The organism is Mesobacterium hydrothermale (genome assembly GCF_035818635.1).
Classification (GTDB): domain Bacteria; phylum Pseudomonadota; class Alphaproteobacteria; order Rhodobacterales; family Rhodobacteraceae; genus Mesobacterium_A; species Mesobacterium_A hydrothermale.
The window spans coordinates 56599-71635 of sequence record NZ_JAYLLH010000017.1 but is presented as its reverse complement, the minus strand read 5'-3'; the positions used below and the strand labels follow the sequence as shown (position 1 = coordinate 71635).

The window sequence follows — 15037 nt, the reverse complement described above, 5'->3', positions numbered from 1 at the left end:
AACAGTGGACACCGCGCGCCCCCGGCTTTACATGGGCGCAACCAGTTCGATCCGGGAAAGCGACGCAAGAGATGGCCAGCCTAAACGATATCCGCTCCACCTTCCTGAGCTACTTTGAAAAGCAGGGCCACCAGGTCGTGGCGTCGTCGCCGCTGGTGCCGCGCAACGACCCGACGCTGATGTTCACCAACTCTGGCATGGTGCAGTTCAAGAACCTGTTCACCGGCGTTGAAAAGCGGGACTACAGCCGTGCGACCACATCGCAGAAATGCGTGCGGGCCGGTGGCAAGCACAACGATCTGGACAATGTGGGCTATACCGCGCGCCACCACACGTTCTTTGAAATGCTGGGGAATTTCAGCTTTGGTGACTATTTCAAAACCGAAGCAATCCCCTATGCTTGGGAACTTCTGACCGACGGGTTCGGCATCGACAAATCGCGGCTGCTGACCACCGTCTATCACACCGATGACGAGGCGTTCGAGATCTGGAAGAAGGTCGGTGTGCCCGAAGACCGGATCATCCGTATCGCCACTTCTGACAACTTCTGGCAGATGGGCCCGACAGGCCCCTGCGGCCCATGTACCGAGGTTTTCTATGACCACGGCGACCACATCTGGGGCGGCCCGCCGGGCTCGGCCGAGGAGGACGGCGACCGGTTCATCGAGATCTGGAACGTGGTTTTCATGCAGAACGAGCAGTTCGAAGACGGCTCGATGCGGGCACTCGACATGCAGTCGATCGACACCGGCATGGGGTTGGAACGGATCGGCGCGCTGCTGCAGGGCAAGCACGACAACTATGACACCGACCTGATGCGCGCGCTGATCGAAGCCTCGGCGGATGTGACCGATGGCGCGCCAGACGGTCCGGGCAATGTGCATCACCGGGTGATCGCGGACCACCTGCGCTCGACCTCTTTCCTGATTGCCGATGGGGTGATGCCATCGAACGAAGGCCGCGGCTATGTGCTGCGCCGGATCATGCGCCGCGCCATGCGCCATGCGCATCTGCTGGGCGCCAAGGACCCGGTCATGCACAAACTGGTGCCGGCGCTGGTTCGGGTGATGGGCGGCCATTACGGCGAGTTGGGCCGGGCACAGGCGCTGATCCAAGAGACACTGAAACTGGAAGAAACCCGGTTCAAACAGACCCTGGATCGGGGGCTGAAATTGCTGGACGACGAACTGGCCGACCTGGCCGAGGACGCGCCGCTGCCGGGCGAGGCGGCTTTCAAGCTGTATGACACCTATGGGTTTCCGCTGGACCTGACGCAGGATGCTCTGCGTGAAAAGGGGCGCAGTGTCGATACCGAAGGCTTTGATGCGGCGATGGCCGAACAGAAAGCCAAGGCGCGTGCTGCCTGGGCCGGCTCGGGCGAAGCGGCGGATGCGACCGTCTGGTTCGATCTGGCCGAGGCCCATGGCGCAAGCGAATTCCTAGGGTATGACACAGAGGTCGCCGAAGGCCAGATCGTTGCGCTGGTCAAGGACGGTGCCCCGGTCGAGGCGCTGGACGCAGGTGACAGCGGCTGGATCGTGGTGAACCAGACGCCGTTTTACGGCGAATCCGGTGGCCAGGTGGGAGACACCGGATGGCTGCGCCGCTTGGAAAACGAAGATAATATCGCCGAGGTGACCGATACACAGCGCATGGCGGGCGGCAAGATCATCGCGCACAACGTGACGATCAAGAATGGCTGCTTTGCCAAGGGCGAGGCGTTGGCCCTGGAGGTCGATCACGTTCGCCGCTCGGCGATCCGTGCAAACCATTCGGCTACGCATTTGCTGCACGAAGCGTTGCGTCGCGCGCTTGGCGATCATGTCGCGCAGCGAGGCTCGCTCAATGCTCAGGATCGTCTGCGGTTTGACTTCAGCCATGCCAAGGCCCTGAGCGCCGAGGAACTTCGGCAGGTCGAGGCCGAGGTGAACGGCTATATCCGTCAGAATGCGTCAGTCGAAACCCGGATCATGACACCGGACGACGCCCGGGAGATCGGGGCGCAGGCCCTGTTCGGTGAAAAATACGGCGATGAGGTGCGTGTCGTTTCGATGGGGGTTCAGACCGGCTCTGGCAAGGGCAATGACGGCAATACCTATTCGATCGAACTGTGTGGTGGCACCCATGTGCGCCAGACCGGCGACATCGGCGTGTTCGTGACACTGGGTGACAGCGCAAGCAGCGCGGGTGTCCGCCGGATCGAAGCACTGACCGGAGCAGAGGCGTTTGCCTATCTGTCGCGTCAGGATCAGACGCTGGCCCAGGCGGCTCTTGCATTGAAGGCGCAGGCGGCAGAGGTGCCGGCCCGTGTTCAGGCGCTGCTGGACGAGCGAAAGAAGCTGGAGAACGAAGTGGCCCAGCTGCGTCGCGAACTGGCCATGGCTGGTGGTGCAGGGCAGGGCGCGCCGGCAGCCGAAGAGGTGGCAGGCATCAAGTTCACCGCGCAGGTGCTGTCGGGTGTCAGTGGCAAAGACCTGCCGGCGCTGATCGACGAACACAAGTCGCGGCTTGGCTCGGGCATCGTGCTGCTGATCGCCGATACCGGCGGCAAGGCGGCGGTGGCCGCCGGCGTGACCGCGGATCTGACCGACAAGGTCAAGGCCCCGGATCTGGTCAAGGCCGCAGTGACCGAACTTGGCGGCAAGGGGGGCGGTGGCCGCCCGGACATGGCGCAAGGTGGTGCCGCGTCGGCCGACAATGCGGATGCGGCGATTGCCGCGGTGAAAACCTTGATCGAAGGAGCCTGACAGATGCCCTCTGCCCTGTGGATTGCCCATGTGAACGTGACCAACGCCGAGGCCTATGGCAAATATGCCGAACTTGCGGGGCCCGCGATTGCCCTGCACGGCGGTGAATTCATCGCCCGCGGCGGGCGCTATGTGCAGCTTGAAGGCAATGATCGTCCGCGCAATGTCGTCGCGCGCTTTCCCAGTGTCGAAGCCGCCGAAGCTTGCTATCACAGTGCAGAATACCAGGCGGCACTGGATTTCGCCCGTGGCGCAAGCGAACGCGATCTGGTGATTGTCGAGCTGAACGACTGACGGCAGCTTCCCGCCGAACAGAATCAGGTGTCGTGGCAAGCTTTCGCTGCCACGACATTTTTTCATTTCGTTTGCAAAGCGATTCGTGCAGCTTGGTTAATGGCTGTTTCTAATTCTGGAACAAATTCGCTAGCGATCGGTTTTGTTGAGACTTGCGAAACAGTTGCCCGAACTCGGCACACCACTAAATATGGCCATACTATGGCATTGAGACCACAGATTTCCCCCTGAACGTGTAAATTCGTGTTTTTTCAGGCGTTTTACCTGCACAAGTCAGGAATCCCTGTCGCCCAAATTTGAATTTCTTGGCTAAACTTTTATCACCTGCAATTTGACTGGGAGAAATATCATGAAAACTTTGCTCGTCGGCGCCGTTGTGGCCATGTCTGCGCTTGCCGCCCCTGCCTTTGCCTGGGAAGGCAAAGTGGTGGCCTGCTACGACAAGATCTGGGTGCCGGCACAATACAAGAAATCCAAGGAACTGATCATGGCGTCCCACACCGAGTGGGAGTGGAAGGACGGCCAGATGGTGAAAGTCTGGTATCCGGCCGTGTACAAAGAAAGCGAGCACCAGGTTTCGCCGGGCCACTACATCGCCCGCAAGGCTGCCTGCAAGTAAGCAGGGCCAACGCCAAGCTGCCAAGAAAAGGTGCGGGACGGGTTCCCGCGCCTTTTTTGTGTCCGGGCGCACCGCGCTGATCCTTGCAGGGCGAAATCCCGACGATCATCACAGCTTCACCGCAATTGTGCCGGAATTGTCAACGATCCTGAGGACCTGAACGCATGGATCGGAGAAGAAGATGCGGAAGGTATTGGTATCGGGCATGGTGTTGCTGGCTTTGGCCGGGCCCGGCATGGCCCAGACGGTTGAGCGGCACGAGCGGCTGATCGCCTGCTACAAGCAGGTCAAGGTTCCGGCGAAATACAAGGTCAGCAAGGTTCTGATCAAGGCGGCGGAACGCAAGTATCTTAAGCGCAACGGCCGGATCGAGCTGGTGGAATACCCGGCGATCTATCGCGAAGACCGCGAAAAAGTTGCCGATGAATACCTGCTGATGCAACAGATCCCCTGCAACTGATCCAGGCCGTCCGCATCGGGATATCGCCCCGGCGCTGCATCTTGCGGGGCCGGGCTTCGCTTTGTCTGCAGGCTGTTAACTAAAAAAGCGCCGTCAGCGACGACGGCGCTTTGGGTTTTCGGGGATCCGGGGCAGGGTGCCTCGGTCCTTCAGGGCTGTCGGGACATCCGCTTGCGTTCGTGCGGATCAAGATACCGCTTGCGCAGACGCACGACGTTTGGCGTAACCTCGACCAGTTCGTCGTCGTTGATATAGGCGATGGCCTGTTCCAGCGTCATCCGGGTGATCGGCGTCAGACGAACCGCTTCGTCGGTGCCCGAGGCGCGGACGTTGGTCAGCTTCTTGCCCTTCAGCGGGTTCACTTCCAGGTCGTTTTCGCGCGAGTGTTCGCCGATGATCATACCGGTATAGATCTTGTCCTGCGGCTCGACGAACATCTTGCCGCGCTCTTCCAGGTTCCACAGCGCATAGGCCACGGCTTCGCCGTTTTCCATCGAGATCAGAACCCCGGCACGACGGCCCGGGATCGGGCCTTTGTGCTTGGTCCAGCCGTGGAACACGCGGTTCAGAACGCCGGTGCCCCGGGTGTCGGTCAGGAATTCGCCGTGATAGCCGATCAACCCGCGCGACGGCACATGGGCGATGATCCGGGTCTTGCCGGCACCGGCGGGGCGCATTTCGACCAGTTCGCCCTTGCGGGCACCGGTCAGTTTTTCGATCACCGCGCCGGAATAGTCGTCGTCCACGTCAATCGTGGCTTCTTCGACCGGCTCCATCAACTGACCCTCGTCTTCTCGCATGATCACCTGCGGGCGCGAAATCGACAGTTCGAACCCTTCCCGGCGCATGTTTTCGATCAGCACGCCCATCTGAAGTTCGCCGCGGCCCGACACTTCGAAGGCTTCGCCGCCGGGGGTGTCCTTGACCTTGATGGCAACGTTCGATTCCGCCTCTTTCATCAAGCGTTCACGAATGACACGGCTTTGCACCTTCTTGCCATCACGGCCTGCCAGCGGGCTGTCGTTGATGCCGAAGGTGACGGTGATCGTCGGCGGGTCGATGGGCTGGGCGTCCAGCGGCGTATCGATGGCCAGCGCACAGATTGTGTCCGCCACGGTGGCCTTGGACATGCCGGCAATCGATACGATGTCCCCTGCGATCGCTTCTTCGATGTCCTGCTGGGACAGGCCGCGGAAGGCCTGAATGCGGGTCACGCGGAACTGTTCGATCTTCTGGCCGACGCGGGACAGCGCCTGCACGGTCGCCCCGACCTTGAGCTTGCCGGTCTCGACACGGCCGGTCAGCAAGCGCCCGACGAAGGGGTCGGCGCCCAGCGTGGTGGCCAGCATCGAGAAATCCTCGTCCTGGTGGGCCAGCTGCCGCGGTTTCGGCACATGGTTCACGATCAGGTTGAACAGCGCATCAAGGTTCTTGCGCGGACCGTCGAGATCGGCATCGCACCAGCCGTTCCGGCCCGAGGCGTACATGTGCGGGAAATCCAGCTGGTCCTCGTTCGCGTCGAGGCTGGCGAACAGGTCAAAACATTCGTCCAGCGCGCGGTCGGGTTCGGCGTCGGGCTTGTCGACCTTGTTCAGCACCACGATCGGGCGCAGCCCCAGCTTCAGCGCTTTTGAGGTCACGAACTTGGTCTGCGGCATCGGGCCTTCGGCGGCATCGACCAGCAGGACCACGCCGTCGACCATGCTCAGGATCCGCTCCACCTCGCCGCCGAAATCGGCGTGGCCGGGGGTATCAACGATGTTGATCCGCGTGCCTTTCCATTCGACCGAGGTCGGCTTGGCGAAAATGGTGATCCCGCGTTCGCGTTCGAGGTCATTGCTGTCCATCGCCCGTTCGGCCACGGCCTGGTTTTCGCGGAACGCGCCGGATTGTTTGAGAAGCTCGTCGACCAGCGTGGTTTTGCCGTGGTCAACGTGAGCAATGATCGCGATATTGCGAAGGTCCATGTCTTGCGCCTGCACATTGGGGAAGTTGCGGGCGGGTTAGCCTGTAGACGAGCAAATGGCCAGTGCTAATGCGTCGCGGCCTGGGAAAAGAGGTTGATCACAACGATTCCGGCAAGGATCAGCCCCATTCCCAGAAGCGCGGGCAGATCCAGCCGTTGGTTGAAGGCCACAAACCCGATCAGCGCGATAAAGACAATTCCGAGTCCCGACCAGATGGCATAGGCGATGCCCACCGGGATGGACTTGAGCGCAAGTGCCAGCAGGTAGAAGGCGATGGCGTAGGAGATGACGACGATCAGAGACGGGAGCGGTCGGGTGAACTGTTGGCTGGCCTGAAGCGCGGTGGTGCCGATGGTTTCGGCCAGGATCGCGAAGGTGAGGGTGAGCCAGGGCATGTCGGTCCTTTCTGTGCCGGCGCGCTCTGTGCAGGCGCGCACCGATGGGAGGCGGTTTCGTTGCGAAAAACCGGGCAGGGGGCGCTGCCCCCTTCTTGCCCCGCAGGGGCAATTCACCCCCGAGGTATTTGAAAAGCACAAGAACCGTAAGAGGCTTATGGCAGGTGGATCGGGAACCTTTCGCGGATCGCCTGAGCGGTGATCGGATCCAGCCGGGCGCGGGCCGGCGTGGCAAGGATTGCCTCTTTGCGGGCCTTGGCGTTGGCCAAAAGGTCCGGACGGCCTTTTTCCGCCCATTCCTTGGGACTGGAACGGTCGGCGAGCGCCGGGTAGGCATAGTCGCGTTGCATCCGTCCCAAAGTGTCCCCGGCGCCCAGATAATGGCCGGGACCGCCCAGACAGGTGGCGCGCATCACATCAAGACTCAGATCGTCTTCGCCAACCTCGATTCCGCGGACGCAACGCAGCGCTTGGCCGATGATGTCGTCGCCAAGGATCAGGCTTTCGTGGCAAAAGCCCAGCAGAGATGCGTGCATGCCCGCGGCCTCGTAAACCATGTTGAGCCCAGAAAGCCCGGCCATGACGTTGGAACACATCTGTTCCCAGCCCGCCTGCATATCAGGCAGTTTAGCATCGGCGATGCCGGCCGCTGCGCCGCCCGGCAGGCCGTAGAACTGATGCATCTGGGCGCAGCCTGAAGTCAGCAGCGCCTGTTCGCCAGAGCCGCCCGACATCGCGCCTGTGCGCAGGTCGGATACGAAGGGCCAGGTGCCGAAAATCGCCGGGTGACCGGGGGCCAGGCTGTGAACATACACCAGCCCAGCCAGGCATTCGGCCACCGCTTGCAGGATGGCCCCGGCAATCGAGGCGGGGGCCGTGGCACCGGCCTGACCGGCCGAGAGCAGCAAGATGGGCATGCCGCCGCGAATGCAGGCCTCCATCACCTGGCAGCTTTCGGTGGCGAATTTCATCGGCGGGACGACGAAGCAGCACGACAGCGAGGCGAAGGGGCGGGCGCGCCACGCCGCTTCGCCACCGGCGGCCATGTGCAGAATCTCGATCGCGTCTTGCACGAAGTCTGCCTCGGAAATACTTGTTCCGACGTGTTTTTTCGTACCTGAGATGCAAGCGTAAAGCGTGTTGAGGTCCATTTCCCTCGGGTCTTCGATGTCACGGGCGACCATTGGCCGTTGCAGGAAATGGATGTTGTCCAGCGTATCGGCAATCCGCGCCGCGTCATAGAGATCCTGCAACGTGCTTTCGCGGTAATCGCCGCTGTCGATATCAACCAAATGCACGGCGGCGCCAGCGGTGCCGTAATGCACTCGGTTTCCGCTGAGGTCGAGGTCATGGATTGGATCGCGGCCATGCAGGATCACGTCACGGTTGGCCGCCGCCAGTGCGTCTTCCACCAGGGAAGGGGGAAAGCGCAGGCGTCCGTCCGCGCCCAGAACCGCACCGGCCTGTGTCATTGCGGCGATCCCGCTTTCGGGCGGGTCTGCCAGACCGATTTCCCACAGCGCGTCAAGCGCGCCCCGGTGGATGCGTTGAATGGCATCGTCCGACAGCGGGCGATAAAGGCCGCCGGACATCCCCGGACGGATAGGGCGCAAGTGGTCTTCTAGGGGGTTGCTGCGGGCAAGATGACGTGCGGCGCGGCCGCCGCTGCGGCGGGACACTGGAGCTGTGGACATGGAACACCTTCAGAATTGGACGACTTGGACAACGCGGGTCAGGCCCGATGTCGGTTGACCGCGCGCGGCGCGCCCTCTGCGGGCGCCGACCATGCGCTCGGTCTCTGCGGTGGTGCGGTCTTTTGGTGCCATGTAAGTCCAGGCTCTGCTTGCTTTCGTGACAGGCTGCCGCGCCATTTCGGCGGGATCTGTTCGGAAAACGACAAAATGTCGCAGACAGGCCGTGCGATTGCGAGGAGGCCTGCCTAAAAAGACCAATTGGTAAAATTTTATTGTGTTGGGGTGGCAGTGCGCGCAAGTTTCGCATCCGCCTATAAGTCGCTGATTTATCGAAGTTTTAAAGAAGGCGCTTGGGAAAGGCGCCACGAATAAGTCCCATAATCAGGATTATGTTAATACTAGAGTGGTAGACGAAGGCGCGGTAACAGGCCATAGAAAACCACGTTATCCCTTGTCCGCCAACGGAAATTCCACGTTTTCGGGTTCCCAGTCCCGTCTGGCCGACGCAAAACCAAACGTCTTGAAGGTTCCGAATGACACCGGTGCAAAAGAAAGAGCTGATCGAGCTGACCAACGCCGCTTCGATCGAAGAGCTTTGGGACATACACTGCAAGAACATGGCGAGTTTCGGGTTTGACCGGATCATGTACGGGTTTACCCGCTTCCTGACGCAACATTCGCTGGGCGATCCGAACGACTTTCTGCTGCTCACGAACCACGACCGGGCCTATACCGACAAGTTCGTCGGAGATGCGCTGTATCACCATGCGCCGATGGTGCGCTGGTCGCTGGACAACGATGGTTGGTGTAGCTGGCGGGTTCTGGGGGAAATGATGGAAACCGGTACGCTGACACCCGCGGAGCGCCGGGTGTTGGAATTCAATCTGTCGATGGGTGTCATTGCGGGCTACACGATCAGTTTCCGCTCCGTCTCGTCGCGCGCCAAGGGCGCCATCGCGCTGACTGCGAAACCCGGGATGTCGCAATCGGATGCCGATGCTATCTGGGAAAAGCAAGGCGAGTTGATCGTTCTGATGAACAATATCGTGCATCTCAAGATCCTCACCCTGCCCTATACGCCGCCGCACCAATCGCTGACCAAGCGCCAGCGCGAGGCGCTGGAATGGGTGGGTGATGGAAAGACAATGCAGGATATCGCCGCGATCATGGGGTTGACCCAGGCAACGGTCGAAAAGCACCTGCGCCTCGCGCGTGAGGCGCTGAATGTCGAAACCACCGCACAAGCGGTGCTGAAAGCGGCGTTCCAGAATCAAATGTTCCGAATCGAAGTCTGATTGATCCTGAATCGCGTCAGAATTTGCGCCTTTTTGGGTATAAATTTCGTGTTTCGTGGTGTTTTTGGCACTTTTTCCAGTGTGAACATGTGTTTTCCCAAAGGTCGGGAAAACCTGACTTTCTTAACCCTGGGTAAATTGGCACTGTGTCCTTGTTCCGTGAGTGGTGGCTTTGGCCTTGGAACATCGAAGCGCCAATACCCTGTTATTTCAGGGCTCTGACGTTTCGCCGGTGATAGCCGGGGTCGGTTTCGGGGGGCGAATTCAACGTCCCCCGAGCCGGCACACCTTGATGACGGACCCAGATCATCCCCAACACGTTCGGGGACGTCAGAACAAGGAACGGCGCCGTTCATCCCAGAACGGCGCCGTCACTTTTTTTCAGCGATCGGTCTTGCGATCAGCCCTGGGCAGCCTTGGCCACTTCGGCAGCAAAGTCTTCTTGGACCTTCTCGATGCCTTCGCCCACCTGCATGCGGATGAACCCGACGATTTCGGCGCCGTTGTCCGCTGCGGCTTGTGCAACGGTCTTGTCGGTGTCCATGACGAACTGCTGACCGGTCAGGGTGACTTCGGCCAGGAACTTGTTCATCCGGCCAACGATCATCTTTTCGATCACGGCTTCGGGCTTGCCCGATTCCCGAGCGATGTCGATCTGGACCTGACGCTCTTTCTCGATCACAGCCGGATCAAGCGAAGCTTCGTTCAAAGCCTGCGGGTTGGCCGCTGCCACGTGCATGGCGACCTGCTTGGCAAAGCCTTCATCGCCGCCTTTCATGGCGACGATAACACCGATCTGGCCCATGCCCTCCGCGGCCGCATTGTGGACGTAAGATGCCACAACGTCGCCTTCGACGGTTTCCATGCGACGCAGCGACATGTTCTCGCCGATGGTGGCGATCTTGTCGGTGATGACGTCGGCCACGGACTTGCCGTCCATGTCAGCCGCTTTCAGGGCTTCAACGTCGGTCGCCGTCAGCGCGGCTTCCGCGATTCCGGCAACCATTTTCTGGAAGTCGGCGTTCTTGGCGACAAAGTCGGTTTCCGAGTTCACCTCGACAGCGACGCCCTTGCCGTCTGCGACCTTGACGGCCACCAGGCCCTCTGCCGCGGTCCGGCCGGATTTCTTTGCGGCCTTGGCCAGGCCCTTGGTGCGCAGCCAGTCAATGGCGGCGTCCATGTCGCCATCGGTTTCAACCAGCGCCTTCTTGGCATCCATCATGCCTGCGCCGGTCATTTCGCGCAGTTCTTTCACCTGTGCAGCAGTGATCGCCATGGTGGCTCTCCTCATCTTTCAAATAGGGTCAGGGGGCGGCATATGCCGCGCCCCCTTTCATGTTTCGATGACAGTTGCGTGACGCGGGCCGGATCAGCCCTGTGCGTCCGCCAGCAGTTCTTCCACCGGCGCGTCTTCCAGCGCACCAAGGTCAACCCCTGCGGCCCCCATCTGGGCAGTCATGCCGTCCAGGGCTGCACGCGAGGCCAGATCGCAATAGAGCGAGATCGCGCGGGCGGCGTCGTCGTTGCCGGGGATGATGTAGTCCACACCATCGGGCGAGCAGTTGGTGTCGACAACCGCCACAACCGGGATGCCCAGCTTGTTGGCTTCGGCCACGGCCAGCGCTTCTTTCTTGACGTCAATGACGAACAGCAGGTCGGGAACGCCGCCCATTTCACGAATCCCGCCCAGCGAAGCCTGCAGCTTGCCCTGGTCGCGTTCCATGTTCAGGCGCTCTTTCTTGGTCAGGCCTTCGGCGCCGCCGTCCAGGCGTTCGTCGATCGCCTTCAGACGGTTGATCGACTGCGAAACGGTCTGCCAGTTGGTCAGCGTGCCGCCCAGCCAGCGGTGGTTCATGTAATACTGTGCGCATTTCTCGGCAGCTTCTGCGATCGGCGCTGCGGCCTGACGCTTGGTGCCGACGAACAGCACGCGGCCGCCTTTGGCAACGGTGTCGCGGATCGCGTTCAGCGCCGCGTCCAGCATCGGGACGGTCTGCGTCAGGTCCATGATGTGAATGCCGTTGCGTGCACCATAGATGAACTCGCCCATGCGGGGGTTCCAGCGCTGCGTCTGGTGGCCAAAGTGAACGCCAGCTTCCAGCAGCTGACGCATGGTGAACTCGGGAAGAGCCATGTCTTTTTCCTTTCCGGTTTCTTGCCTCGGCGGGATGCTCGGGGTCGGATGACCCCAACCGGTGGACCTGCAGGGATGTCTCCCCTGCCTGCCCCAACCCCGCCAGCGGATTGAGTGGCGCGCGTATAGCGGTATTGCCGCACCGGCGCAACCCCCTGAAATCTGCGTTGGACAGCGGCCGCTTGCCTGCCATAGTGCACAATGACCGAAGCGGAAAGGACACGAAAAGATGATCCCGATCAAGACCGTCAGGGGCGTGGGCCCCGCACTGGCGCAACTTCTGGAAGACGCCGGCATGCGCAGCGCTGAAGAGGTCGCCGCCGCCCCGCCAGAGGCGCTGCTGGCGCTGCGCGGTCTTGGCGCGCGACGGGTTCCGGCGATTCACCAGGCGGCGAAGGCCATGGTGCAGGCCAAGATCGCAGACGAGGCCGCCCACGAACGTGCCGCCACGTTTGACCCGGCCTTGGCAGCCCCGCCAGCCCAAGCCGTTGACGAAAGCGCCCCGGCCGCTCCTGGTCTCGAGGCCCCGGCGGCCATGGCCGAAACACCGCCCCTCAAAAAGAAAAAGAAAAAAACCAAGGACCCCGCCGCCAAGGCGGACGCTTCGAAAAAGAAAAAATCCAAGGCCAAGGGGGCCGACGACAAAAAGAAATCCGGCAAATCCACCAAGTCGTCAAAAAAGGCCGACGACTCCGGTGCGAAGAAAGACAAGAAAAAGAAGAAATCCTCCAAGAAGAAAAACTAGCCGCTTTCATCTTTCGCCAAATACTCCGGGGGTGAATTGGCCGCAGGCCAAGAGGGGGCTGGCCCCCTGCCCCGGCTTGCGCTACGCCACGATCAATTCAGGAGCGCACGCATGACACCAGACATCCTTTGCATCGGATCGGTCCTGTGGGACGTGATCGGGCGCTCTGCCAGCGTGATGGACAAGGGCAGCGACGTGCCCGGCCGGATCACCCGCCTGCCCGGCGGCGTGGCGCTGAACATCGCGATGACCCTGGCGCGCATGGGCCGCAAGCCCGCGCTTCTCTCGGCTGTGGGCCGCGATGCGCAAGGCATCGACCTTGTGACCCAATGCGACAGGCTGGGTCTGATCACCGAGCACCTCTACCGGTCCGACGATCTGCCGACCGACCAGTACATGGCGGTCGAAGGGGCCAACGGGCTGATCGCCGCGATTGCCGATGCCCATTCGCTGGAAGCGGCGGGCGACAAGATTCTGCGCCCGCTGATCAATGGCGCGCTTGGCTCGGACACAGCACCGTTCGGCGGCACCATCGCGCTCGACGGCAACCTGACCGAATCCCTGCTTTCGGTGATCGCAGGCCACCCGGCCTTTACCGCCGCCGATCTGCGCGTGGCCCCGGCCAGCCCGGGCAAGGCCGAACGGCTGCTGCCATTCCTGACCTCCCGCCGCGGCACGCTTTACGTCAATCTCGAAGAGGCGGGCATCTTGTGCCAGACCCGGTTCGACACCGCGCCCGAGGCCGCCGAACGGCTGATCCAGCGCGGTGCGGCGCGGGCACTGGTCACGGATGGCGGTCGCACCACCTGTGACGCCACCGCCGACGGTCTTGTCTCTGCCGATCCGCCAAGGGTGCTGGTCACCCGGGTGACCGGCGCGGGCGACACGTTCATGGCCGCGCATATGAACGCCGAGCTGGAGGGCGCCGACCGTGCCACCGCCCTGACCCGCGCCCTCGCGGCCGCCGCAGCCTACGTATCCGGAGACATCACCTCATGAGCCTTGTTCACCTGTCCCCCGCCGTTGCTGCCGCGCTGGCTGAGGACCGCCCTGTCGTTGCGCTGGAATCGACGATCATCACGCACGGGATGCCCTGGCCGCAGAACCTTGACATGGCCCGTACGGTCGAGGCCGAAATCCGTACGAACGGCGCCGAACCCGCAACCATCGCGGTGCTTGACGGGCGGTTGTGTGTCGGGCTGACAGACGCCCAGTTGCAGGCGCTTGCCCAGGCAAAAAACGTGGCCAAGCTCAGCCGCGCCGACATGGCGGTTTGCATGGCGCAGGGCCAGACCGGGGCCACCACAGTGGCCGCAACGATGATCGCCGCGCACCTGGCCGGGATCGCGGTCTTTGCCACCGGCGGCATCGGCGGCGTGCACAAGGGCGCCGAATCCAGTTTCGACATCTCCGCCGATCTTGCGGAACTGGCGCAGACCCCGGTGACCGTGGTTGCCGCTGGGGCCAAGGCCATTCTTGATCTGCCGAAGACGCTGGAGGTGCTGGAAACCAACGGCGTGCCAGTGATCGCCGTGGGTCAGGACGACCTGCCCGCCTTCTGGTCGCGCGCCAGCGGATTGCCCGCGCCGCTGCGGATGGACAGCGCGGCCGAGATCGCCCGCGCTCACAAGATGCGTGCGGCGCTTGGCCTGCCCGGCGGGCAACTGGTGGCCAACCCGATCCCCGAAGCCGACGAGATCCCGGCAGAGGACCTGGCCCCAGTCATCGCGCAAGCCACGGCAGAGGCCGAGGCACAGGGCATTGCCGGCAAGGCAGTCACGCCTTTCCTGTTGCAGCGCATCTTCGAACTGACCGAGGGCCGGTCGCTTGCCGCGAATATTGCGCTGGTCCTGAACAATGCCCGGCTGGCTGCTGCGATTGCCCGGGAAATGAACAGTTTGCCGGGATAACCAAGCAATGCGCAGGCGCACCCATTGTAGTGCCGCCCCGCAACCCCTAGATTTCGGGCAACCCTTATGACTGGACCGACATGACCACCCCTTTCGACCAAGAACCGCGCAAGCCCGGTATCTTTTCCAGCCTTCGGTCCAGTTTTCTGACCGGGCTGGTCGTGATCATGCCTGTCGGCCTGACAATCTGGCTGATCTGGACGATGTTCGGATGGGTCGATGGGTTCGTGCTGCCGCTGGTGCCGGCACGGTTCAACCCGGAACAGTATATCGGCATCAACCTGCGCGGCGTCGGGGTGATCTTCTTTCTGGTGTTCACCATTGTCGTGGGCTGGATCGCCAAGGGGCTGATCGGGCGGTCGCTGATCCGCTTTGCCGAAAGCCTTGTGGAACGCACCCCGGTGGTGCGGTCGATCTATTCCGGGATCAAGCAGATCGCGGAAACCGTGTTTGCCCAGTCCGAGCGCACCTTTGAAAAGGCCTGCCTGATCCAGTACCCGCGCAAGGGTATCTGGGCGATCGGTTTCGTGTCGACCCTTGCCAAGGGCGAAGTGGCGCAACGGGCAGACACCACAGGGGACCTTGTGTCCGTTTTCGTCCCCACCACTCCGAACCCGACCTCTGGGTTCTTGCTGTTTTTCCCGCGCGAGGACATCGTCGAACTGGAAATGACGATCGAGGAAGCGGCCAAGCTGGTGATCTCGGCCGGGCTGGTCTATCCGCCGGACAAACCGGGCGGCAAACCCAAGATCGAAGCGATGCGAAAAGCGTCGTAAC

Annotated in this window: 14 protein-coding genes; 9 read left to right on the top strand and 5 right to left on the bottom strand. The window is 61.9% G+C overall.

What is annotated here, in order from left to right; all coding sequences use genetic code 11:
* The first annotated feature begins 71 nt into the window (after positions 1-71).
* The 4 genes from alaS to VK792_RS12610 all read left to right on the top strand — a co-directional run bounded on the left by alaS (position 72) and on the right by VK792_RS12610 (position 4120).
* Positions 72-2747 carry an alanine--tRNA ligase gene (alaS, locus tag VK792_RS12625; RefSeq protein WP_326297868.1) on the top strand — a complete coding sequence of 892 codons (2676 nt, stop codon included), beginning with the start codon at positions 72-74 and terminating at the stop codon, positions 2745-2747.
* Between the two features lie 3 nt (positions 2748-2750).
* A complete protein-coding gene (locus VK792_RS12620; RefSeq protein WP_326297867.1) occupies positions 2751-3041 on the top strand; it encodes a DUF1330 domain-containing protein in 291 nt (96 codons plus the stop codon).
* A gap of 349 nt (positions 3042-3390) precedes the next feature.
* Positions 3391-3660, top strand: a complete 270-nt coding sequence (locus VK792_RS12615; RefSeq protein ID WP_326297866.1) for a hypothetical protein — start codon at positions 3391-3393, stop codon at positions 3658-3660.
* A 181-nt stretch (positions 3661-3841) separates the two neighbouring features.
* The gene (locus VK792_RS12610; RefSeq protein ID WP_326297865.1) at positions 3842-4120 is read left to right on the top strand and encodes a hypothetical protein; all 279 of its coding nucleotides are present in this window, start codon (positions 3842-3844) and stop codon (positions 4118-4120) included.
* A gap of 149 nt (positions 4121-4269) precedes the next feature.
* On the opposite strand, the gene typA is transcribed toward VK792_RS12610, so the two are convergent.
* The 3 genes from typA to VK792_RS12595 all read right to left on the bottom strand — a co-directional run bounded on the left by typA (position 4270) and on the right by VK792_RS12595 (position 8176).
* Complete coding sequence (typA, locus tag VK792_RS12605) at positions 4270-6087, bottom strand: translational GTPase TypA (protein ID WP_326297864.1); 1818 nt, start codon at positions 6085-6087, stop codon at positions 4270-4272.
* A 65-nt stretch (positions 6088-6152) separates the two neighbouring features.
* Positions 6153-6482, bottom strand: a complete 330-nt coding sequence (locus VK792_RS12600) for a DMT family transporter (protein WP_326297863.1) — start codon at positions 6480-6482, stop codon at positions 6153-6155.
* 155 nt (positions 6483-6637) lie between these two features.
* Positions 6638-8176, bottom strand: a complete 1539-nt coding sequence (locus VK792_RS12595) for a trimethylamine methyltransferase family protein (RefSeq protein WP_326297862.1) — start codon at positions 8174-8176, stop codon at positions 6638-6640.
* A 533-nt stretch (positions 8177-8709) separates the two neighbouring features.
* On the opposite strand from VK792_RS12595, the gene VK792_RS12590 reads away from it, so the two are divergent.
* Positions 8710-9471, top strand: coding sequence for a LuxR family transcriptional regulator (locus VK792_RS12590; RefSeq protein WP_326297861.1), 762 nt, complete (start codon positions 8710-8712; stop codon positions 9469-9471).
* A gap of 400 nt (positions 9472-9871) precedes the next feature.
* Here VK792_RS12590 and tsf read toward each other — a convergent pair whose 3' ends face one another.
* Positions 9872-10747: a translation elongation factor Ts gene (tsf, locus tag VK792_RS12585; RefSeq protein WP_326297860.1), complete on the bottom strand. Its 876-nt coding sequence runs from the start codon at positions 10745-10747 to the stop codon at positions 9872-9874.
* A gap of 93 nt (positions 10748-10840) precedes the next feature.
* Entirely contained in the window at positions 10841-11605 is a 765-nt protein-coding gene (gene rpsB, locus VK792_RS12580; RefSeq protein WP_326297859.1) for a 30S ribosomal protein S2, read from the bottom strand.
* Between the two features lie 229 nt (positions 11606-11834).
* On the opposite strand from rpsB, the gene VK792_RS12575 reads away from it, so the two are divergent.
* From VK792_RS12575 to VK792_RS12560, 4 genes are all read left to right on the top strand, one after another.
* The gene (locus VK792_RS12575) at positions 11835-12350 is read left to right on the top strand and encodes a helix-hairpin-helix domain-containing protein (protein ID WP_326297858.1); all 516 of its coding nucleotides are present in this window, start codon (positions 11835-11837) and stop codon (positions 12348-12350) included.
* A gap of 111 nt (positions 12351-12461) precedes the next feature.
* A complete protein-coding gene (locus VK792_RS12570) occupies positions 12462-13349 on the top strand; it encodes a PfkB family carbohydrate kinase (RefSeq protein ID WP_326297857.1) in 888 nt (295 codons plus the stop codon).
* On the top strand, positions 13346-14260 hold the full coding sequence (locus VK792_RS12565) for a pseudouridine-5'-phosphate glycosidase (RefSeq protein WP_326297856.1): 915 nt from the start codon (positions 13346-13348) through the stop codon (positions 14258-14260). Before VK792_RS12570 ends, VK792_RS12565 begins: the two co-directional genes overlap by 4 nt.
* Positions 14261-14340: 80 nt before the next feature.
* On the top strand, positions 14341-15036 hold the full coding sequence (locus tag VK792_RS12560) for a DUF502 domain-containing protein (protein ID WP_326297855.1): 696 nt from the start codon (positions 14341-14343) through the stop codon (positions 15034-15036).
* Position 15037: the final 1 nt, after the last annotated feature.

What these genes read in the sequence shown, in the direction of transcription:
- VK792_RS12610 (WP_326297865.1), top strand. Translation starts at nt 3,842, where the DNA reads ATGCGGAAGGTATTGGTATCGGGCATGGTGTTGCTGGCTTTGGCCGGG.
- VK792_RS12575 (WP_326297858.1), top strand. Translation starts at nt 11,835, where the DNA reads ATGATCCCGATCAAGACCGTCAGGGGCGTGGGCCCCGCACTGGCGCAA.
- VK792_RS12570 (WP_326297857.1), top strand. Translation starts at nt 12,462, where the DNA reads ATGACACCAGACATCCTTTGCATCGGATCGGTCCTGTGGGACGTGATC.
- tsf (WP_326297860.1), bottom strand. Translation starts at nt 10,747, where the DNA reads ATGGCGATCACTGCTGCACAGGTGAAAGAACTGCGCGAAATGACCGGC.
- alaS (WP_326297868.1), top strand. Translation starts at nt 72, where the DNA reads ATGGCCAGCCTAAACGATATCCGCTCCACCTTCCTGAGCTACTTTGAA.
- VK792_RS12600 (WP_326297863.1), bottom strand. Translation starts at nt 6,482, where the DNA reads ATGCCCTGGCTCACCCTCACCTTCGCGATCCTGGCCGAAACCATCGGC.
- VK792_RS12565 (WP_326297856.1), top strand. Translation starts at nt 13,346, where the DNA reads ATGAGCCTTGTTCACCTGTCCCCCGCCGTTGCTGCCGCGCTGGCTGAG.
- VK792_RS12620 (WP_326297867.1), top strand. Translation starts at nt 2,751, where the DNA reads ATGCCCTCTGCCCTGTGGATTGCCCATGTGAACGTGACCAACGCCGAG.
- rpsB (WP_326297859.1), bottom strand. Translation starts at nt 11,605, where the DNA reads ATGGCTCTTCCCGAGTTCACCATGCGTCAGCTGCTGGAAGCTGGCGTT.
- VK792_RS12560 (WP_326297855.1), top strand. Translation starts at nt 14,341, where the DNA reads ATGACCACCCCTTTCGACCAAGAACCGCGCAAGCCCGGTATCTTTTCC.
- typA (WP_326297864.1), bottom strand. Translation starts at nt 6,087, where the DNA reads ATGGACCTTCGCAATATCGCGATCATTGCTCACGTTGACCACGGCAAA.
- VK792_RS12615 (WP_326297866.1), top strand. Translation starts at nt 3,391, where the DNA reads ATGAAAACTTTGCTCGTCGGCGCCGTTGTGGCCATGTCTGCGCTTGCC.
- VK792_RS12595 (WP_326297862.1), bottom strand. Translation starts at nt 8,176, where the DNA reads ATGTCCACAGCTCCAGTGTCCCGCCGCAGCGGCGGCCGCGCCGCACGT.
- VK792_RS12590 (WP_326297861.1), top strand. Translation starts at nt 8,710, where the DNA reads ATGACACCGGTGCAAAAGAAAGAGCTGATCGAGCTGACCAACGCCGCT.